The 19,503-nt window shown below is 60.6% G+C and carries 20 protein-coding genes; 8 read left to right on the top strand and 12 right to left on the bottom strand.

What is annotated here, in order from left to right; all coding sequences use genetic code 11:
• The first annotated feature begins 9 nt into the window (after nucleotides 1-9).
• Both KF767_05215 and KF767_05210 read left to right on the top strand, forming a co-directional pair.
• Nucleotides 10-732, top strand: coding sequence for a hypothetical protein (locus KF767_05215; GenBank protein ID MBX3017267.1), 723 nt, complete (start codon nucleotides 10-12; stop codon nucleotides 730-732).
• Nucleotides 732-1,631 (top strand): hypothetical protein, encoded by a 900-nt coding sequence (locus KF767_05210; GenBank protein MBX3017266.1) that lies wholly within the window; start codon nucleotides 732-734, stop codon nucleotides 1,629-1,631. Before KF767_05215 ends, KF767_05210 begins: the two co-directional genes overlap by 1 nt.
• Before the next feature lie 21 nt (nucleotides 1,632-1,652).
• Here the strand turns inward: KF767_05210 and KF767_05205 are convergent, their stop codons facing one another.
• Nucleotides 1,653-2,573 carry a ribose-phosphate pyrophosphokinase gene (locus KF767_05205; protein ID MBX3017265.1) on the bottom strand — a complete coding sequence of 307 codons (921 nt, stop codon included), beginning with the start codon at nucleotides 2,571-2,573 and terminating at the stop codon, nucleotides 1,653-1,655.
• 311 nt (nucleotides 2,574-2,884) lie between these two features.
• On the opposite strand from KF767_05205, the gene KF767_05200 reads away from it, so the two are divergent.
• Entirely contained in the window at nucleotides 2,885-3,880 is a 996-nt protein-coding gene (locus KF767_05200; protein MBX3017264.1) for an NAD-dependent isocitrate dehydrogenase, read from the top strand.
• Here KF767_05200 and KF767_05195 read toward each other — a convergent pair.
• The 4 genes from KF767_05195 to radA are packed head-to-tail and all read right to left on the bottom strand — an operon-like array spanning nucleotide 3,877 to nucleotide 7,072.
• The gene (locus KF767_05195) at nucleotides 3,877-4,845 is read right to left on the bottom strand and encodes a trypsin-like peptidase domain-containing protein (protein ID MBX3017263.1); all 969 of its coding nucleotides are present in this window, start codon (nucleotides 4,843-4,845) and stop codon (nucleotides 3,877-3,879) included. The two genes, KF767_05200 and KF767_05195, sit on opposite strands and share 4 nt — an antisense overlap.
• 55 nt (nucleotides 4,846-4,900) lie before the next feature.
• Nucleotides 4,901-5,254 (bottom strand): hypothetical protein, encoded by a 354-nt coding sequence (locus KF767_05190; GenBank protein ID MBX3017262.1) that lies wholly within the window; start codon nucleotides 5,252-5,254, stop codon nucleotides 4,901-4,903.
• Between the two features lie 9 nt (nucleotides 5,255-5,263).
• A complete protein-coding gene (locus KF767_05185) occupies nucleotides 5,264-5,638 on the bottom strand; it encodes a cyclic nucleotide-binding domain-containing protein (protein ID MBX3017261.1) in 375 nt (124 codons plus the stop codon).
• A gap of 21 nt (nucleotides 5,639-5,659) precedes the next feature.
• Entirely contained in the window at nucleotides 5,660-7,072 is a 1,413-nt protein-coding gene (radA, locus tag KF767_05180) for a DNA repair protein RadA (protein ID MBX3017260.1), read from the bottom strand.
• 51 nt (nucleotides 7,073-7,123) lie between these two features.
• Here radA and KF767_05175 point away from each other — a divergent pair, with 51 nt between their 5' ends.
• The 3 genes from KF767_05175 to KF767_05165 are packed head-to-tail and all read left to right on the top strand — an operon-like array spanning nucleotide 7,124 to nucleotide 11,303.
• A complete protein-coding gene (locus KF767_05175; GenBank protein ID MBX3017259.1) occupies nucleotides 7,124-9,628 on the top strand; it encodes a transglycosylase SLT domain-containing protein in 2,505 nt (834 codons plus the stop codon).
• Nucleotides 9,613-10,536 carry an ABC transporter permease gene (locus tag KF767_05170; protein MBX3017258.1) on the top strand — a complete coding sequence of 308 codons (924 nt, stop codon included), beginning with the start codon at nucleotides 9,613-9,615 and terminating at the stop codon, nucleotides 10,534-10,536. Before KF767_05175 ends, KF767_05170 begins: the two co-directional genes overlap by 16 nt.
• The gene (locus tag KF767_05165; protein ID MBX3017257.1) at nucleotides 10,533-11,303 is read left to right on the top strand and encodes an ABC transporter permease; all 771 of its coding nucleotides are present in this window, start codon (nucleotides 10,533-10,535) and stop codon (nucleotides 11,301-11,303) included. The genes KF767_05170 and KF767_05165 overlap by 4 nt, the downstream gene beginning before the upstream one ends.
• A 16-nt stretch (nucleotides 11,304-11,319) precedes the next feature.
• On the opposite strand, the gene KF767_05160 is transcribed toward KF767_05165, so the two are convergent.
• Nucleotides 11,320-12,363, bottom strand: coding sequence for a hypothetical protein (locus KF767_05160; protein ID MBX3017256.1), 1,044 nt, complete (start codon nucleotides 12,361-12,363; stop codon nucleotides 11,320-11,322).
• A 191-nt stretch (nucleotides 12,364-12,554) separates the two neighbouring features.
• On the opposite strand from KF767_05160, the gene KF767_05155 reads away from it, so the two are divergent.
• On the top strand, nucleotides 12,555-13,010 hold the full coding sequence (locus KF767_05155) for a hypothetical protein (GenBank protein ID MBX3017255.1): 456 nt from the start codon (nucleotides 12,555-12,557) through the stop codon (nucleotides 13,008-13,010).
• A gap of 3 nt (nucleotides 13,011-13,013) precedes the next feature.
• Here the strand turns inward: KF767_05155 and KF767_05150 are convergent, their stop codons facing one another.
• The 5 genes from KF767_05150 to KF767_05130 all read right to left on the bottom strand — a co-directional run bounded on the left by KF767_05150 (nucleotide 13,014) and on the right by KF767_05130 (nucleotide 17,997).
• A complete protein-coding gene (locus KF767_05150; GenBank protein ID MBX3017254.1) occupies nucleotides 13,014-14,495 on the bottom strand; it encodes an amidase in 1,482 nt (493 codons plus the stop codon).
• A gap of 9 nt (nucleotides 14,496-14,504) precedes the next feature.
• A complete protein-coding gene (ychF, locus tag KF767_05145) occupies nucleotides 14,505-15,602 on the bottom strand; it encodes a redox-regulated ATPase YchF (protein MBX3017253.1) in 1,098 nt (365 codons plus the stop codon).
• Between the two features lie 7 nt (nucleotides 15,603-15,609).
• On the bottom strand, nucleotides 15,610-16,242 hold the full coding sequence (pth, locus tag KF767_05140; GenBank protein ID MBX3017252.1) for an aminoacyl-tRNA hydrolase: 633 nt from the start codon (nucleotides 16,240-16,242) through the stop codon (nucleotides 15,610-15,612).
• Between the two features lie 15 nt (nucleotides 16,243-16,257).
• Entirely contained in the window at nucleotides 16,258-16,923 is a 666-nt protein-coding gene (locus KF767_05135) for a 50S ribosomal protein L25 (protein MBX3017251.1), read from the bottom strand.
• Between the two features lie 117 nt (nucleotides 16,924-17,040).
• Nucleotides 17,041-17,997 carry a ribose-phosphate pyrophosphokinase gene (locus tag KF767_05130; GenBank protein MBX3017250.1) on the bottom strand — a complete coding sequence of 319 codons (957 nt, stop codon included), beginning with the start codon at nucleotides 17,995-17,997 and terminating at the stop codon, nucleotides 17,041-17,043.
• 72 nt (nucleotides 17,998-18,069) lie between these two features.
• Here KF767_05130 and KF767_05125 point away from each other — a divergent pair, with 72 nt between their 5' ends.
• Nucleotides 18,070-18,477 (top strand): STAS domain-containing protein, encoded by a 408-nt coding sequence (locus KF767_05125; protein MBX3017249.1) that lies wholly within the window; start codon nucleotides 18,070-18,072, stop codon nucleotides 18,475-18,477.
• Nucleotides 18,478-18,625: 148 nt separating this feature from the next.
• On the opposite strand, the gene KF767_05120 is transcribed toward KF767_05125, so the two are convergent.
• Nucleotides 18,626-19,399 (bottom strand): hypothetical protein, encoded by a 774-nt coding sequence (locus KF767_05120; protein ID MBX3017248.1) that lies wholly within the window; start codon nucleotides 19,397-19,399, stop codon nucleotides 18,626-18,628.
• Between the last annotated feature and the right edge of the window lie 104 nt (nucleotides 19,400-19,503).

The following is a 19,503-nucleotide window of genomic DNA, read 5'->3' as shown; positions in this document are numbered from 1 at the left end:
AGGTCCTTCATGTTCCGCAAAAGCCTACTTTTCGCGCTTCTGTTCACGGCGTTGAACGTGAACGCTCAAACGGCGCCCTCCGCCCCGGTTCCCCCCGAGCCTTTGCCGACGGTGGTGGATGTCCCGGTGGCGCCGAGCCCCTTCACTCCGCAGACCGGGATGGACCGCCTGCTTCGTCCATGGAACGTGAGCTTCGATCTGACGACGATCTCGCTGTTCGTGCCGTTGAAACCGGGCGTGAACGTCAGTTACGCCTTCGACCCCGAGTACACGATCGAGCTGAGCGCGATGAGCGGCGGGCTTTCGGCCGGCTGGTTGTCGGCCGAGCTCGGACGCTACACCGAGACCTCCTACAGCGCGGTCCTGCGCAGCTACGGCACGCGGTCGTCGTTCCACTATTTGATCGGCGTTTCGCAAGAGAACACGCTCATCAAGATCGGCAACCGTTACGTCGACATGGCGACCGGGGCCGGATCCATCGACGTCGCGCAGACGCAAAGCTGGGCGCTCGTGCTGGGTCTGGGACAGAACTGGAAGCTGCGTAACGGAGTGAGCTTCGGCGTGGACTACGCGCGCATCGCGTACCCGCTGATCGTCGCGAACACCGACTCGGCCTTCCTGTCGTCGAACGCGGACGGCGACAAAAAAGGTTTCATCGCCGACACGCTCAATACGGCCGCGAAGATCCCGCGTCTGTCGTTTCTGCAACTCAACGTCGGGTACTCCTTCTAATGAGACGCGCCCACCTGATCGCCAACGTGAAATCCGGCAAAGGTCTCGGCGCCGCGCTTCCCGAGATGGCGCAAAAGATCGCCGATGAGCTCGGCATTCAGCTCCTTATTCACGCGGCGAATTCCGCCGAGGAATTCCCGGCGATGATCCGACGTGCGGTGCAAAGCGCGGTCGAAGATCGGGGCGTGGTGATCGCGGCGGGCGGGGACGGCACCATCCGGGGCGTCGCCCAAGAGGCCGCGCACAAAGACGTCGACTTCGCGGCGGTCGGCATCGGCACGTTCAATTTCTTCGCGCGCGGTCACCGGATTCCCGAAGATCCCGAGCAGGCGCTGCGCCTGGCGTTCACGGGGCGTACGCGGGCGGTGCGTTTGGGCGAGGTGAACGGTCACGTCTTTTTGATCAACGCGAGTCTTGGGCGCTACGCGAAATCCATCCGCGAGCGCGAGCAGAATACCAAAATTTTCGGTCGTCGCCGCATCGTCGCGATCCTATCGACCTTGCGCTCGTTGCTGCGTCGTGATCGCTTGCTCGACGCACGGATGGTCGTGGATGGCCAACCCCACCGCGAGCGGACGCCGATGATCTTCATCGGTAACAACGCGCTTCAGCTGCGGGATCTGGCCTTCGACGTGAGTCGCTGCATGAAGCGGGATCTTTTGGCCGTGGTCACCATGAAGCCCGTCGGTTCCCTCGAGATGCTGAGAATCTTCTGGCGCGGGATCACCCACACCATCGAAAAAGAAGAAAACGTCGAGTCCTACTGCGCGGCGGATCTGGAGATTGCGACGAAAAGAAAATCCATGGACGTCGCCCTCGACGGCGAGCTCTTCCACATGCAGTCGCCATTTCACGTGACCGCGCTGCCCGGCGCGCTCCGGATGGTCGTTCCGGATTGAGCGGCTTGAGTCGGAAGCCCCTCAGGCGTCGTGCGTCGGCTTGCGTAAAGCCTCGATGAGGACGGGCGCGACGGACACCACCGTCAAAAACGCGTCGCGAGTTTGGAAGGCTTTCGGATGCGTGTCGGTGCACACGAGTTCCCGAATCAAGCCACTGGCTTTAAGTTTCGTGACCGCGTCATTCGTGAAATCGGCGTGGGTCGTGATCACCGAAATGCCCGTTGCTCCCGAATCGCGGTAAGCGCGGCACGCTTGCAGGAGTGACGAGCCCGAGCGGATCATGTCGTCGTAGATAACGACGTGTCGTCCCGCCACCGGCGTATTCGTACCCGAGACCGAAACCGCACCGTCGTCACCGCGTTTTTTATAAACGAACGCCGCGGGGACGTTCATGTCGTTGGCCAGCGACTCGACCCACTTTGCCCGTCCCGCATCGACCGCGCCCAAAACGAAGTTGTCACCGCCCAAACGACGGGCTTCGGCGTGCACGACGGGTTTCGCGTACAAGTGCTGCGTTCGGACGGTGCCTTCGAAGTAAAACGGAATCCCCTCAGAGTGCAGATCCATCAAAAGAACCTGATTGCCGAAGGGAGCGGCGGGAATGGCCGACAGCAGACGGGCGCGCGTCTTCGCGGTGACGACCTCGCCGGGCTTCACGGCGCGTTCCATCGTCGAATAGCTGAAAAACGGCACGACGATCTTGAGCGAGCGGCAACCATCGGTCACCAGCCCCGAGCCCAGATCGAAGAGGTCGAGCGTCGCGGCGTCGTTGATCGTTCCGCCCAGCAAAATGACGTCTTCTTCGCGGACCGAAGTCAGAATTCTGAGGTAGCGTTCATCGTTCGGAAAACGCCGCACTTCCACACGACCTTCGCGCGCCGAAAGTCCCGCGCCCACTTTTCGCCCCAACTCTTCATATCCCGGCATCGTGAATAGAATCATGAATCGATCATGCCTCGACTTCCGTACAAATGCCAAGCGGGCCGTCTTGAGGCTTGCGATCCAAATCTCGAGGAACGGGCAAAGTCTTCTTTCCTGTTTGGATGGGGCCTCCGCAGCGCCTGGATGGCGTATGGACCTGCGGCAGAGGCCAGGAGGGCCGTGCCCCAGCCAAACAGGAAAGAAGACTTTGCCCGTTCTTCCGGGTTCTTAAGCAAGCCTCAAGGCGGTCCGCTTGAAAGACTGCTTGCGCCGAGCCCGCGCGCCACCGAAAATCGGGGGGTGCGATCCTGCGCCCAGAAAGTGAGAAGCCCATGAAGACCCTGACCGTGATTCCCGGAGATGGCATCGGTCCCGAAGTGATGACGTCGGTCGTCGACGTCCTGAAGGCCGTGAAGGCGCCGTTCAACTACGAGTTCGCGGATGCGGGCGAAATGGCGCTCGCGAAACACGGCAGCCTGCTGCCGGATTCGACCCTGCTTTCCATTGAAAAATCCAAACTCGCGATCAAGGGACCGACCAGCACGCCGACCGGCGGCGGTCACAAATCGATCAACGTGACCTTGCGCCAGAAGTTCGAGCTCTACGCGAACGTGCGTCCCGTCATCAGCCCGCCCGGCATCAAGACCGTGAACGCGAAGGCGAACCTTGTCATCGTGCGCGAGAACACCGAAGACCTCTACGCCGGCATCGAACGTATGGTGGATGACGACACCGCCGAAAGCATCAAAAGGATCACGCGCAAAGGTTCGACCCGCATCGCGAAATACGCTTTCGAGCTCGCGACGAAACTCGGAAAGAAGAAAGTCGCGATCGTGCACAAAGCGAACATCATGAAAATGTCCGACGGACTTTTCTTGAAGGTCTGCCAAGAGGTCGGCGCGAGCTATCCGCACATTCAAACTTACGACGTCATCGTCGACAACTGCTGCATGCAGCTCGTGACGAAGCCCGAGCAGTTCGAACTCATCGTCACCGAAAATCTTTACGGCGATATTTTGAGCGATCTGTGCGCGGGACTGGTCGGCGGTTTGGGGATCGTCCCCGGCGCGAATATCGGGAACGACATCGCGGTCTTCGAAGCCGTGCACGGGTCCGCGCCCGACATCGCGGGGCAGGGGAAGGCCAATCCCACGGCGCTCCTACAAAGCGCGGTCATGCTGCTGCAGCACGTGCACGAGATCGACAAAGCGCGCGCGGTCGAGAACGCCCTTTTCAAGGCGCTTCAGGATCCGCAAGTGTGCACGGGGGACTTGGGCGGTCGCGGCAACACGAAAAGTTTCACCGCCGCCATCGTCTCCCATCTTTAGTTCGAAGTGCAGCGCAGGCGCGCGTCCCAACCGGGGGCGAGCGCTTCGATGAGCTCATAGATCCGCGCGCCCGAAAGCGCGAGGCTCGAACCTGCGCAGTAGCGCGCGTTGGGTTCGTCGGTGTTCCGATTCGTCGTCGCCGCGTGACGGTAGGCATTCGTCAAAATTCCCACGATCTCGCCGCGTTCGTTCCAGATTCCCGATCCGCTCGAGCCGGGAACGGCGTCGGTGTCGGTCATGAAGCTGCCGGGCTCGTCGAAATTTTCGCGCAGCGATTTCAGGCGGCGATCGTATTCGGCGGGGGCCGCCGTCTTCGCCCATTCTTGCAAACACGCATTGTCGGCGATCCCCGAAGTCACGCGGCCCGCGGTTCGGTATTTCGCGACGCCGTCCGAGTTCGCCCCGTCGGGACGAGTCGTCGCGCTCGGAAAGCTCGCGCTCGCCACGGGCTCGCCCGCCCGCGGAAGTTCGCGGGCCAAGGGACGGCAGGGACGTCCCGCCAGTTCCGGGACCTCTAGGATCACGAAGTCGCCGCGACTGGTGAAACCCAGGGCGACCAACTCGTCGTAACGTTCCGGATTGATCGCGCGGAAGCCGCGCTCTTCCATCTGCGACAGAAAGCCGGGGGCGGTCGCGATCACGGTCGCCGTGCGGACTTTCCCGTCGAGCTCCAGTTCGCAGGTCGCGACGCCCAAACGTTCCGGTTTCAGGAACTGCAGGAAGAAACCGCTGTCCTTACGGAATTCAAAGACGCCACTCGCGACCAAACAGCGCATCAGGCAGTGGCGCGCGGTCAACACATGCCCCGCGTCCGAAATGACGTTCGCGCTGCAACGACCGCTCGGCGAATCGAGCAGAATCTGCGCGGGATGCTCATCGGGCCCGGTCGGGGTGAAGCGGCGGGCATCCGCCGCATGGGCCGCGGTCGTCAGGATCAGCGTGGCGAGAAGAAGGGGGATGCGCATGCCAGGGTTGTAAGGTCCCGCGCGGAAAATTCCCAGACAAAGGATTTTAGGCCGTCTATAAGGCCCGCGATTTGCGCCGCCGCCGGCGCAGAAATTGGTAGAGGTAGGTGACCGCCAAAATCGCGAAGGGCAGCGCCGAAAGGCCCAAGGAGGTCTCAAAACACTCTTCCGAGACGGGCGGGAAGGCGCTTTCGATGGTCGTGAGCTGCGAGTCCAATTCGTGTCCGAGGAGCGCGAGCCTATAAAAGGCATAGGTCAGCACCATGCAGGCGACGGCGCCGAAGAGGCCCAGGACCGTGTAAAGTCGCCATCCCAAGCGCCGGTAGTAGACCGACAAGATCAGCAGCACGACCGAGATCAGCACGATCAAAGGCCACTGCAAAAGTTGAAGGGGACTGCAGGACTGCATCCACCGCTCCTAGAGTTGGGCGAGAACCGCGTTCATCTTACGCAGGCGATCCGCGAAGCTCTTCAGCATGGTCGACGCCCACACGGGAAGTTCCTGCAGAAGCTCCTCGTAACCTTTTTCGCTGATCTTGAAGACGGTCGTTTCGGTCACCGCTTGCGCCGAGGCCGAGCGCGGTTTGCGATCCAGTAGCGCGAACTCGCCGAAGCTTTCGCCTTCGTTCACTTCGGTGATCGTGATCTTCCGGCCGTCCTGACCTTTCGTGAAGATCGAGACCTGACCCGATTCGATGATGTAGAAGTGGAAGTCGATATCGCCTTCGAAAAAAATGTATTCGCCGGGCTTATAAACTTCGCGGTGAACTTCTTCGTTCTCGTTCAGGGACATCCGGAAAACTCCTGGCAGAATTTATTTTCTTTTATCAGAAAACAAAATTCCCGGAAATTCACGCAGATTCCGAATCCAATGGAACTTCAGGGGCGAATCCTCGACGATGGACTTCAGGAATTTCTGATTCGAAGCGGGAAGGAAGACGTGTTTGAAGCCCAGCTTCTGCGCTTCACGCAGCCGCTGTTCGGCGAAGCTGGTCGCGCGCACTTCCCCGGTCAGCCCGACCTCACCGAAGAAGACGCATTTCGGCGGCAGCTCCTGGCGTCCTTCGGTCGAAAGCAGCGCCGCGACCACGGCCAGATCCGAACTCGGATCCTCCAGATCGAGTCCCCCGACGACGTTCACGTAGACGTCCTGGTTGGACAGCTGAATTTCCAGATGACGTTCCAGGACCGCGAGCAGCATGTGCACGCGCGTCTGGCTGACGCCGAGGGTGGTCCGGCGCGGGTTGGCCATGGGGCTCGCGACGGTCAGCGCCTGGATTTCGCACAACAGGGGGCGGGTCCCCTCGACCGAGGCGTAGACCGCCGAACCCAAATTTGAATCACGCTTTTCCTCTAGGAAAAGCTCCGAGGGGTTCGCGACCTCGCGCAGTCCGATGCCGGCCATCTCGAAAACGCCCAGTTCGTGGGCCGCGCCGAAGCGGTTTTTCAGCGCGCGCAACAGGCGGAACTGCTGCGTGCTTTCGCCCTCGAAGGACAGGACGCAGTCGACCATGTGCTCGAGGACCTTGGGGCCCGCGATGTTGCCGTCCTTCGTGATGTGGCCGATCAGGAAAACCGAAACGCCGCGCGCTTTGGCCAGCGTCAAGAGCTGCGCCGCGCTTTCGCGCACCTGCGAAACGCTGCCGGGGGCCGAGTCCACGCTCTCCAGGTAAACGGTCTGGATCGAGTCGACGATCAACACGTCGGGACGCTCGGATTCGCACAGCGAGAGGATGCTCTCCATCCGCGCTTCCGAAACGATGGCGACGTTCTTCGCGCGCACCCCCAGGCGCTGGGCCCGGTGCGCGGTCTGCTCGACGCTTTCCTCGGCCGAAACATAAATGATTTTTTCGGCGTTTTGCGAAAGGCCGCCCGCCATCTGCATGAGGATGGTCGACTTCCCGATGCCGGGCGCTCCGCCCAAAAGCACGAAGCCGCCCCGGACCAGGCCGCCGCCCAACACGCGGTCGAGTTCACCCATGCCGGTGGACCAGCGCTTTAAACTTTGCTCCGCTGGATTTTGGTCCAGGGTGAAGAGGTCACCGGCCTTGGGCGCGTCGGGGCGAAGCCAGCTGCGATCACCGACCGCGGGGGCCGGGGCGGAGGACACGCGTTCTTCAACGTAAGTGTTCCATTCGCCGCAGTCGGAACACCGACCTTCGTAACGGGGCCGCTGCGCCCCGCAATTTTGACAGACAAAGATGGTTTTGGACTTCGATTTCGCCATTTTAGGTGTTTGGATAATAGGTGAGCCTCAACCTGATTCAAGGAAGAAATAATGTTGAAGCAGCCTCTCCGCGCGCTTCGGTGCGCCCCGCTTTTGGCGGGCCTACTTTTGCCGGTGCTTTCGCCCTCGCTCGTCCTCGCGCAGAAAGCCGCGACGACCGGCGTCGCCGCGACTTATGAGCCCGCCTACACCCTGAGCCAATTTTTCACCCAAAATAAATGGGATGAAGCGCTGAAAAACATCGACACGGAACTGAAGCGTCAACCCGCCAGCGAAACCGAGTTCCTGCAATTGGCGCGCGCCTTCGTTCTGGCCGAAAAAAAGGAATGGGCGAAAGTCACCGAGTCGGTGAAGCCGCTGCTCGGACGCCCGGGCCTGTGGACCGACTACGTGAACCTCCTGTCCGCGCAAAGCGACTACCATCAGGGCCGCATCAAAGAGGCGCGCGCGTTCGCCGAAAAAATCGACAAGAAAGATACCAGCCGGAAAGTGTATAACGACGCGCAGATTCTGCTCGCGCAGATCGCGCTCGTGGAAGGTCGCTTCGGCGACGCGCAGAAGCTTCTCGCGGGTCTTGAAAAACGCGTGCGCAACGAGGCGGACTACGCGGGTGTCCTGTGGAACCTCGCCCTCAGCGAGCGGGGGTTGGGCCGTACGCGCGACTTCTGCCGTCGCGTGACGCGCATTTACCGCGATTTTCCGGATATGCCCGAGGTGAAGGACTGGGGGCCTTTCTCGGACGAAAATAAAATGGGCAACAAGGAAACCCTCTGCGCGTTCAGCTGGGACGATCTGCTGGATCGCAACCGCAACCTGATGCTGTCGGGGCAGGCGAGTCGCGCGAAAGCCGAGATCGACAAAGTCGAGAAGCGCGCCCAAGGGCAGCGCAGTTTCGAGATCGACCGTTTGAAAGCGCACTATTTCCTGCACGAGGGGGAAGTCACGCAGGCATTGGAGTTGCTCGCGCCCTACTACCAACAGCGCAAAGGTGATTTGAACTATCTGGGCGTCATCGCTTCCGCGGCGGCGCGGGCGGGCGATTCGGCGACGTCGATCGGCGCTTACATGAACATTCACCGCATGACGCCGAAGTCCCAGCGCGGACGCCAGGCGCTGTTCCAAGCGGCGTTCATGAGTTACCAGTATCAAGACTACGACGGCGCGACCCGTCGCTTCCGTCAGTTCCTGACCGAGAACGGCGGTTCGGGACTCGCGCTCGATGCCGAATGGCATTTGGCCTGGATCAGCTACCTGAAAGGGAACTACGACCGCGCTTACAAAGCTTTCGGCGACCTGCGCGAAAAAATGAGCTCGCGCCGCTTCCGGCATCGTCACCAGACCGCGGACCGCGTGGAATACTGGATGGCGATGAGTCAGCTGCGCCTGAAAAATTTCGAGCAGGCACGCACGCTCTTCGAAACCATCACCCGTCAAGGCGGCGAGGGCTATTACGCCCTGGCGGCCCGTCAGCGTTTGAAGTCCATCGAGCAGATGCAGCCGCGCCGGATCGCGCGCTGGATGGCCTCGGTCAGTTCTTCGCGTATGCCCGCGAGCCAACGTCCCATCCTGATGAACTTCGATTCGAACCGCTGGGCGACCTCGATGGCCGAAGGTTCGATCGAAAGTCCCGAAGACGCGATCAGCATGAACCCGCTGGAAGAAACCGGGGACCTGCAAGCGAATGAAGAGGGCGGGGAAACCAGCGATCAAAAAAGCGTCGAGATCGTGGACGAGCCCGTCAACTTGTCGACTTCGCCGAGCCCCTTCATCGTGCAGAAGTTCGAGCGCGCGCGGCGTTTGATCAGTTTGGGTTTGGTCGAACTCGCGAAGTGGGAACTTTACGACATCGAACGCAAGACAGCGAACCGCGATTACCTGCGCCAACTGACCGCCGAGTACGAAAAAATCGAGCAGTTCCACCGCAGCGCCGCGATCGCAACCCACCGGTTCATCCAGCAACGTCGCGAAGGTTGGGACGCCCAGCGCGCGTTGTGGGAAAGCGCGTACCCGAAGGCCTACGACAAGTTCGTCTCGGAATCGTCGAAGAGCTTCGAGGTCCCGAAGGACATGGTGTGGGCGATCATGCGCGCCGAATCCGCGTTCAAACGCGACGCGATTTCGCCGGTCGGCGCCCTGGGCCTCATGCAGGTCATGCCGAAAACGGGCGAAAAAATCTCGGAGCTGATGGGCGAGCGCGGTTTCGCGCCGCAAACGCTGCTCGAACCGCCGGTCGCGATCCGTTTGGGCACGCGCTACCTGCAACGTCTATCGCGGACCTTTGAATCCAATCGCGCGCTGATGGCTGCGGGTTACAATGCCGGTCCCCATCGCGTGAAGACCTGGCTGAACCGCTTCGGCACGCTCGAGCTGGATGAGTTCATCGAACACATTCCGTTCCTGGAAACCCGTAACTACGTTAAAAAAGTGATCACGAATTATCAGGTTTACGCGAGCCTGTACTCGAATCAAAGCGACGTCTTTCCCGAGTTGACACAGCCGATTTTGATCCGCATTCTCGAGCCCGTGCCAATGAAGGAGACATGGGAAGATATTTAGTCCAGCGGATTGCGCTCAGTCTTTTGTCGCTTTGGGTTCTGGCGACGGTCTGTTTTTTTCTGCTGCGATTTCTTCCCGGTTCCCCATTCCTGAACGATGAGGCGCTGCACCCGGCGGTGCGCGCCGCCTTCGAAGCCCAGGTCGGGCTGCAAGCACCTCCACTCACGCAATACTTCAATTATCTGTCGGGTCTCGCTCAAGGAAATTTCGGCGTGAGTTACGACTCACCCGGAGTGCCGGTCGCGCGCCTGCTCGCGGAGCGTTGGGTGCCGACGGCGAGCCTGGCGGGATTGTCGTTCGCACTGAGCTTAGCGGGGCTTCTGCTTTTCGCGTTCATCTCGACGAGGTCCGCAAGGCTGCGCCGGGCGGGCATGGGCGTCGCGCTGCTCGGCTTCGCGCTGCCGGGGCTCGTGCTCGCGCCGCTTTTGGTGGATTTGTTCGCGCTGAAACTCGGCTGGTTCCCCGTGGCCCGCATCGAATCCGCGTGGGGTTACGTTTTGCCGGTGATCGCGATGAGCGTGCGCCCCTCGCTGCGGCTGGGGCAGATTCTCGCCCTGGAGCTCGAGCGTTTGCGCCGCTCGGACGCGGCCCGCACCGCGCGCTCGTTGGGTTTTTCCGAAAAGCGCATCTCTTTCGGTTGGATTTTTCCCGAGGCTTCGGTGGCGGTGCTCGCGCAGTTGGGAACGTTGTTCGCGCAGCTGCTTGCGGGTTCATTTTTCGTCGAGGTCGTCTTCGCGATCCCGGGGATGGGCTCGCTCTTCGCGGAGGGGCTCACCGCGCGTGACTATCCGGTGGTCCTCGGCGTCGCGCTGACGACCGGAGCGGTCGCGTTCGCCTCGCAGCTCGTCGTCGATCTTTTGCTCGTCCGGGTCGACCCGCGCATCGAGCTTACGCGGGGTGAGACGTGAAAGCCGTCCTCATCACGCTTTTGGGACTCATCGTTTTGGGCGTGGTCTCTACCCAAGTGACGCCGCTACCGACGGACGTCACGAACATCCTGCAAGGGCCCAGCCCCGAACATCTTTGGGGTACGGATTCGCTGGGGCGCGACCTCTTCTGGCGCAGTCTGCAAGGCTACGGGTTTTCGCTCGCGCTCGCGCTTTTGTCCGCGATGATCGCGGGCGTGATCGGAGTGGGGCTCGGCACCTGGGCCGGTTGGATGGGCGGGCGCACGGATTTGATCCTGATGCGGATCATCGAGGTTTTGGAATCGGTGCCCGACCTTCTGCTGACGATCGTGCTGGGCCTCGTGGTGGGGCTGCTCTTTCCGGGGAACGTCGCGACTTTGGGACTCGCGCTCGGCCTGTCGGGATGGTTCGAGATCGCGCGCCAGACGCGCGTATTGACCTTGCGGGAACGTCAGATGCTTTACGCCGATGCGGCCGTCGCGCTCGGCGCGGGGAGGTCGCGCGTTCTTTACAAACACATTTGGCCGAACATCCAAGGTTCAGTGTGGATTCTTTTGCTCTTGCAGGTGCCGGGTTTCATTCTGGCCGAGGCGTCGCTTAGCTTCTTCGGGTTCGGTGTGCAGCCACCGCAACCGAGTCTCGGGCAAGTGTTCGTCGAGGGCTGGCGGGTCATGTCGGCGACGACGCACGTCCTGTGGGGGCCGACGTTCCTGCTCTTCGCGACGCTGTTGGCGTTTCGGCTCGTGACGTTAAGTCGTCGTCGTTAAGTCGTCGTTAGGTCGCCTAGTCCCGTCCCTCGTTCGGGGCGGCGGGGGCTTCGCGAACGCGGTCGACCATGAACTCCATGTTCAAGATCGTGCCCGCTTTTTTCAGCTGCTCCACGCAGCGGCTCATCGCGCGGCGTTCGTTCGCGCACATCATCCGTGTCGATCCGCGGGCCCCGCGATTTTGAATCTTGGAAAGCACTTCCCAGTAAACGCCCGAAGCCGCGCTTTCGGCGCCGGTGAAGGCGTCTTCCTCGCGTTCGTCGTCGGTCAGCGTGCAGGGGGCGGGGTTTGCGGGGTTCTCGTTCAACGCCATTTGATCACTCAGGGCTTTGAGCTCCGCGCGGGCGCGCGCGGCGGCCTGCGGATCGTTCCCGCGGGTTTCGGCGTGGCGGACGCGTTGTTCGGCCCGCCGAAGCTGGCGCTCGAGTTCAGGCTTTTGGGTCTTGCGGCACTTGCGGATCAAAGCGGCCAGTTGGCGCAGGGGCTCGTTGCAGCTATTGACGGCGGTGTTGAACTCATCACAGGCGGCTTCGGTGGCGCTGTATTTTTCGTAGAAGATGTAACCCCCGGTCCCGATGATGGCGACGACCGCGGCGCCGACAAGGGGTAAAAACGCGTGCGCGCGGGGAAGAAAAATCTCGCTCCAGGGATGGTGGTACGCGGTGGGTCCGCGGGCTTGCGCGAGGTTTCGTTTCAAAGCGTCGCCAAGGGACTCGGTCGCGCGAACTTCGAAGCGCTGGCCATCGACGGTGAATTCATGCGAACCCCGTGCGCCGAACTGCAAACGGATTTGCTGACCGGAGGTCGTAAAGGTGAACGCGCCGTCTTTATCTTTGCGGACGGTCGGCAGGGGGCTGAGGAAATCCCGGCCCACGATATCGGCCGCGACTTTGATGTCGGCTTCGGAAAACTTCAGACGTTGATAGAAGTCTTTTAGAGTTTTGGCCTTCAGGATCGCGGTTTCAAGGGGTGGGGGAACGTCCGCGGCGTGGGCCGGGGCGACCCGACCGGCGATTCCACCCATGACCAGCATCGAAAAAACGAGCACGCGTCCCAACATCGCAAGCCTCCTGATCCCCTCTTTAAGAGTAGCAAAGTTCGATGGCGAAACCCTAGGAAAACGTCTCACCCCGGGAAAACCGGTCTGTCGATAGATCAATCAGAGTCACTTTTATGACAGGCGCGCGCGAAAATAAGACGTCTCGGACCGGCACCCAGGTTGCAATTTCGAACCGGAAGTCGGGGGGACTGATGAAAGAAGTCGTAAGGAAGAGCCTTTTCGTCGTGGGATCGTTCGCGTTGATCATTGCCTTTCAAAACTGTGCCGAGCCCGTCTACAGCGACGCGCGCGTCACCGAACTGGAACAGGCCGCACTCATCGAAACGCAGACGCAAACCCAAACGCAGACTCAAAACACCGGTGGGGGCGGCACTTCGACCCAGAACACCGTGGCCAAGTCCTGTCTGGATGCGGGCGAAGAGCCCTTCAAGTCGGGAAGCCTCATCGGCACCGCCTATAACTTCTGCGCGACGAATGCCTCGGAGATCGAGGGTATCTCGACGGGGGTGACGATCACGTCGAACGCGCCTTCGAACGTCCACTCGTCCTATCATATCTTTGCGGCCAAATGCTGCTCGGACCAACTGCGGGTGACCGCGGTGGCGTCGGGTTGCTCGAATGGCGTTTTCGCCGCCAGCTGTCTGTAATCGTTAAGTCGGAAAGGCCGGGCGGCGCGAGCCGCCGAACGCGCTTTCCAGAACCTGCGCCGCGGACAGGGTCATATGATCCTGTCCCCAGGCCGAGATGATCTGCACGCTTTGCGGAAGGTCGTTTTCCCAAGAGACGGGCGCCGCCGTGGCGGGAAGTCCCAACGCATTGAAAACGCCGGTCATCGCGAAATCCAAAGGACGTCGCACGGTCGAACCGTTTTTCGGAGCCTCGCGGGGATGCGTCGGCAAAATGAAGATGTTTTTCCCGCGCAGCAAGGCATTGAATTTTTCGCGCATCGCATGCAGTTCCGCGACCCGGGCGGCGTTCACGCCCTCCCACTCGCTTTTATTCGCGCCCATCAGACGTTCGGTCACGACCGTCATCAAGGCGGGCATCGTGTAGTTGCGAATGCCGAACAGACTGCGGAAGATTTCGACGGGTAAGTTCGCGTGGCCTTCATTGAAAAGGGCGACTTCGAAGGTCCGTCCTTGCACCTCGCTGAGTCCCGCCGACCACAGGAAGGCCGCGTTCCGTAGAACGTCGGGTTTCATTTCGCGCACGCGCGCGCCGAGCGACTCGAAATAACTTCCCGCTAAACGCACGGCCTGCGCCATCGTGTTCGAGGTTCCGCCCACGCCCATCATCGAGGGCTCGGGCAAAATCCAGACGGTGGCGTCCGACCAATCCTCGACGGGCGCGCCGAGTTTGAAGTCGCGTTTCACCTCTTGATCCAAACCGTCCGGACCGATGAGCAGACGCATGATCGTCCACAAATCCTCGCTGGAGCGGGCGAGCGGTCCCAAACAGGTCAGCGGGTAACGGGGATCTTTCAGCGATTCGATGACGTCGAACGAAGCGGGGTAGTGGCCGGTGATGGGAACGATGCGGTTCGAGGGTTTGTGACCGAAGACCCCGCACATCCCGGCGGGCATCCGGATCGACCCGCCGACGTCCGAGCCCAGACCGATCGGGCTTCCGCCCGCGGCGATCATCGCGGCCTCGCCGCCGGAGCTTCCGCCCGCGGTGCGGGTCAGGTCGAAGGGATTCACGGTGCGGCCGTAAACGGGGTTTTCGCATTCGAACCAGAAGCCCAGCTCGGGAACGTTCGTCGTGCCCAGGATCGTGACGCCGGCCTGGCGCATGCGCCCGACGACCGAAGCGTCGCGGGTTTGCACGAGTCGACGGCGATGAATGGATCCCAGGGTTGAGCGGTAGCCCTGAACCTGCAGCATCTCTTTCATCGTCATCGGCACGCCGAAGAGGACGGGGAGCGATTGGGGATCGTCGACGCTCGCGAGCTCGCGATCTTTTTCGCGCGCGTCCTCGAGCGCGTCGGACCAGCGGTTCTCGACGACCGCGTTGATTTTAGGATTCCAGCGCTTTTGCTCCTGAACGAAGTACTCCGTGACTTCCAGACACGAGATATCCCGGCGTTTAATCCGACGGGCGATTTCGGTGGCGGAGATTTCGCTCAGGGACATGACTCACCTTTAAACGTTGAAGCGGAAGAATAAAACGTCGCCGTCTTTCACGACGTAGTCTTTGCCTTCCGAGCGGTATTTACCGGCATCTTTCACCGCGGACTCCGACTTCAGCGCGAAGAGGTCCGAGCAGTGATAAGTTTCGGCGCGGATGAAACCTTTTTCGAAATCGGTATGGATGACGGCCGCGGCTTGCGGGGCTTTCGTGCCCGCACGGATCGTCCACGCACGGACTTCTTTTTCACCGGCGGTGAAATAGGTCTGCAGGCCCAGTAGCTCGTAAGCCGCCAGGATCAGGCGGTTCAATCCGGGTTCGGTCTGACCCATCGAGGCCAGGAAGTCGGCTTGTTCCTCTTTCGGCAGCGTCGAAATCTCGGCTTCCATCGCCGAGCAGATCACGACGACGTTGTTGCCTTCCTCTTTCGCGCGGGCGCGGACCTGCTCGACCCAGGCGTTTCCGCCTTTGGCCATATCCTCTTCGGAAACGTTGCAGGCGTAAAGGACGGGCTTCGCGGTGAGCAGATGCATATCGCGCAGGAACGGACGTTCGTTTTCATCCAGATCCGCCGCGCGCGCGGGGAGGCCCTTGCCGAGAACTTCGTGAACCTTGCGGGTGCACTCGAATTCGTTTTTCATTTTCGGGTCCGACTTCGCCATCTTTTCGATGCGCTTCAGCTTTTTGTCGACGCTGTCCAGATCCGCGAGCATCAGCTCGGTATTGATGATCTCCATGTCGCGCAAAGGATCGACCGAACCCGAAACGTGAATGACGTTCGGATCGTCGAAGCAGCGGACGACCTGCACGATCGCGTCGGTCTGACGGATGTGGGTCAGGAATTGGTTGCCGAGGCCTTCGCCTTGCGAGGCGCCCTTCACCAGGCCCGCGATGTCGACGAACTCGATGATCGTGGGGACGACCGTCTGGGGCTTGATGAATTGAGTGATCTGATCCAGGCGCGGATCCGGAACGGTGACGACACCGACGTTCGGATCGATGGTGCAGAAGGGATAGTTCGCGGCTTCCGCTTTTTTGGTCGAAGTGAGAGCGTTGAACAAAGTGGATTTGCCGACGTTGGGCAGACCGACGATACCGACTTGCAAAGCCATCGGGTAATTACTCCTTCTTGGGGGCGGGCGCGGATTTCGTCGCGGCCGAAGCCGCGCCAACCTTCATCGCGCCGTTGAACAGTGAAGATGCCTTGGGAAAACCGTCCTGTAAAAGGGATTCGGCTCCGTCCCCGCACCAGTCGAGGAACTCGGCCAATTTCTGACCCTCTTCATTCGAGAATTTACCCAGGACATGCGCGTGGACTTCCATTTCGGGATGCGCGGGGCGGCCGATACCGACCTTCATGCGGATGTAGTCCTGGGTTCCGAGGCGCTCCGAGATCGACTTGATCCCGTTGTGTCCGCCGGCGCCGCGGTTTTTCTGCAGCTTCATCGTCTGGAACGGGAAATCGAGTTCGTCATGGACGACGAGCAAATTCTCGAGCGGGATTTTGTAATAGGCCATGAGCGGTTGGACGCTTTCGCCCGAACGGTTCATGAAGGTCTGAGGTTTGACGAAAAGGACATCGCGATCAGCCCACTTGGCTTTGGCGATCAAAGCTTTGGATTCGGTCGACCAGCGCTGGACGCCCAAAGCCTGGGCCCAAAGATCGACCGCGATGAATCCGATATTGTGACGGGTAAATGCGTATTCGGGGCCTGGATTTCCCAGGCCCACAATCATCCAGTGCCGATTCATGCCGGCCTCCGGAAATTACTTCTTCGCCGGAGCTGCGGGAGCCGCTGCGCCCTTCGCGGGAGCTGCTGCCGCCGCGGCGGGAGCTGCCGCTGCATCGGCTGCGGGAGTCGCTGCCGCTTCTTCTTCTTGAAGATTGACGACCGCGATCGTTGTATCGGGGCTCGAGATCAGTTTCACACCTTCGGGCAAAGTGAGGTCCGAAACGTGGAGCGAATCGCCAACGCCCAAAGCCGAAACGTCAACGGTGATCCCGTCGGGGATTTCGGTGGGGAGACATTCGATTTCGATCTGACGGTTGACGACGTTCAACAGACCGCCGTCCGCGATCCCTGCCGCTTTCCCTTCCACTTTGATTTCGATCGAGATGCGGACGGCCTTTTTCAGGTCGAGGGCAAACAGATCGACGTGGCGGGGATTGCGAGTGAGCGGGTGAACTTGAACCGACTTCATCAGAACGACGACGTTGTTCAGGGCTTTGTCTTCGCTTTTCAGAGTGAAGAGGGCGTTCTCGAACGCGCGGACGTTGTATTTGCGGATCGCGCCTTCTTCGAGAGTGATGGGCTGGCTTTTCACCGAGCCGTAAACGACTGCGGGAACGCGGCGGCTGTTGCGAAGACCGCGGCTTGTGCCTTTGCCGGGCTGACGGGATTCAACGTTCAAATCAAAGCGCTGTTGGCTCATAAATCACTCCAGAATAGGTCAGAATCGAAGGACTTGGTTATAGAGGCAAGTCCCCGCAAAGTTCAAGAAGCATTTTTCGGACATCCGAAATTCCGAAAACCCCTGATTGTCGAGGGTTTACGTCGATTCGTCGAAAAGCGACGACACCGAGGTGTTGCCGTGGATCCGCTTGATCGCTTCGGCCAAGAGGGGCGCCACGCTGACGACCTCAAGTTTGCCGCTATTCTTAGCAGCTTCCGAGAGCGGAATCGTGTCGGTCACCCAGAGCTTTTCGATGGGGCTTTCGATCAGGCGGCTGACCGCGGGGCCGGAAAGGACCGGGTGGGTCGCCAGCGCGAAGACCTTCGCCGCGCCGTTTTTGTAGAGGCTTTCGACCGCTTGGGTCAGGGTTCCCGCCGTGTCGACCATATCGTCCACGATGATCGCGGTTTTGCCGGTGACGTCCCCGATCAGGTGAAGGGCTTTCGCCTCGTTCGGTCCCGAGCGGCGTTTATCGATGATGGCGAGCGGGCACTCGAGGCGTTTCGCGAAGGCGCGGGTGCGCTCGACGCCGCCCGCATCGGGGCTGACCGCCACGAACTCAGGGCCCCAACCGTAGGTTTCGCGCCACGCGCGGGCCAGCGTCGGAATCGCGAACAAGTGATCCACGGGAACGTTGAAGAAACCTTGGATCTGGGCGGCGTGCAGATCCACCGAAACCACGCGGCTGGCGCCGGCGGTGGTCAGCAGATCCGCCATCAGCTTCGCCGAGATCGGCGCGCGGGGAGCAACTTTGCGGTCCTGACGGGCATAACCGTAGTAGGGAATCACCGCCGTGATCGACTTCGCGGAGGCCCGGCGAAGGGCGTCGATCATGATGAAGAGCTCCATGTAGTTTTGATTCGCGGGCGGGCAGGTCGACTGGATGATGAAGATGTCTTCGCCGCGGACCGACTCGTGAATCTCGACCTGAACTTCGCCGTCGGCGAATTGGCTGAGCTGGCAGTATCCGAGTTCAACCCCGGCCGCCTGCGCGATTTTTTGCGCGAGTTTAGGATTCGAACTTCCCGAGAAAATCTTTAAGCCCGTCGTCATGGCCCGGAACCCTAGCGGAGCGCGGGCGTTGGGGCAAGAAGGACGTCATTTTTTGCATGGGATTAGTTTGACATGCTCAAAGAATTGGAGCGGAACTGGGGCATGAGCTTTAGCCTGAAAGTCTCGGAGTTCTCCGAGTGGACTATTTTGCATTTGGACGGGCTGTTTAACGCTTTTAACGAGCGTCAGCTGCTGGAAGCCCTGGCTCCTTACCGGAGTTTGAGCAAGGTGGGGCTGGATCTGTCGGCGACTGAATCCATCAATTTGCGCGTTCTGCAGGAAATTTATCGTTGGTCGGAAGACTCCCGTAAAAACGGGGGCGACTTCGTCCTCATCGCGCCGACCGACTCGGTTCGCCGCGCGATCGAGGTTTTCGTGGGCCTGCACCGGATGAACCACGTCCGGTCGCTGGCGGAGCTCTCGCTGCGCGACTTCTACCGCCGCCCCGCCGGCTTGTACGAGGGACCGGCGCCGCTTTAAGCGGCGACGGCAATAAACAGCGCCGTTGTAGTTCGGCGTCCCGCTCGCGCGTGACGCTTTCAGCGGCGACGGCAAGAGCGGCACCGCTGAAACAAAAAAACGCCGCAGATTCTGCGGCGTTTTTCGTTTTTTCGTTCCTAGAGACGGATTAGTTCGATGACGACGGCAGGTCGATCGTCGATACGCTGACCAGCGCTTCGACGGTGACCTCGTAGCGGGCGCGCTTCAGAAGCTTCGGTTTCGCGTTCTCTTCCATCACCGAGCTGTCGAAGACGGCGGGGATGTAAGCGACCGCGACCTGGAACATCGCCGGAGTCGTATCGCAGCCTGAATTGTGGCAGCTTTCCGCATGTACGGTCGCCAGGTAGTTCAATGAGCGCCAGCCCTGCGAGCAGCTGGTCTCTTCTTTTTTGACTTCGTCATATTGGCAGCGTTCGCGCAGGTCGACGTTTTCGCCGATGGGGCCCAGGACCGCGATGTTTTTCGCCTCGACGGGGAAGCTGAAGCCGCCATCCGAGTTACGACCGTCGATCGAGGAGATTTGCTGGTAGCGCAAGGCTTTGTAGGTCAGGGATTTTTTGTTCGCGATCTGTTTCGCGAGAAGTTCGGGGATTCGCGCGACGGCGCCGTTGTCTCCGAATTGGCCCAGCTTCTCGAGAATCTGGAACGAGGTCCCGACCGATTTGCGGAAGTCCGCGAGGATCTGGCGCTGCTCGGCCTGTTGGGCCGCATCGGCCATATCGTTCACTTCATCACTGGAAGCGGGCTTACGGTTTTGCGAAGCGGCTTTCGCCGTTTTGTGGGCTTTCGCGCGGAACTCGAAGTGTTTTCCCAGTTGGGCTTCGTTCAGCTCGGGACGGGGCTTCGCGAAAGCGGTGATCGACAAGGTGAGTACCGACATCAAAACAAGCTGCTTGGTCATGAAACCTCTCCAGATGCGCGGATCTGCGCGGATGTGTCGCTCTTGGGGAGCGCTCAAGTGACGTGCTTATCCAACTTTAGAGAGAGATTTGCGGCGGGTCTATA

The sequence above is a fragment of the Pseudobdellovibrionaceae bacterium genome (assembly GCA_019637875.1).
GTDB lineage: Bacteria > Bdellovibrionota > Bdellovibrionia > Bdellovibrionales > Bdellovibrionaceae > JAHBUW01.
The sequence above is the reverse complement of the archived record's forward strand: the minus strand, read 5'-3'. Positions and strand labels throughout refer to the sequence as shown.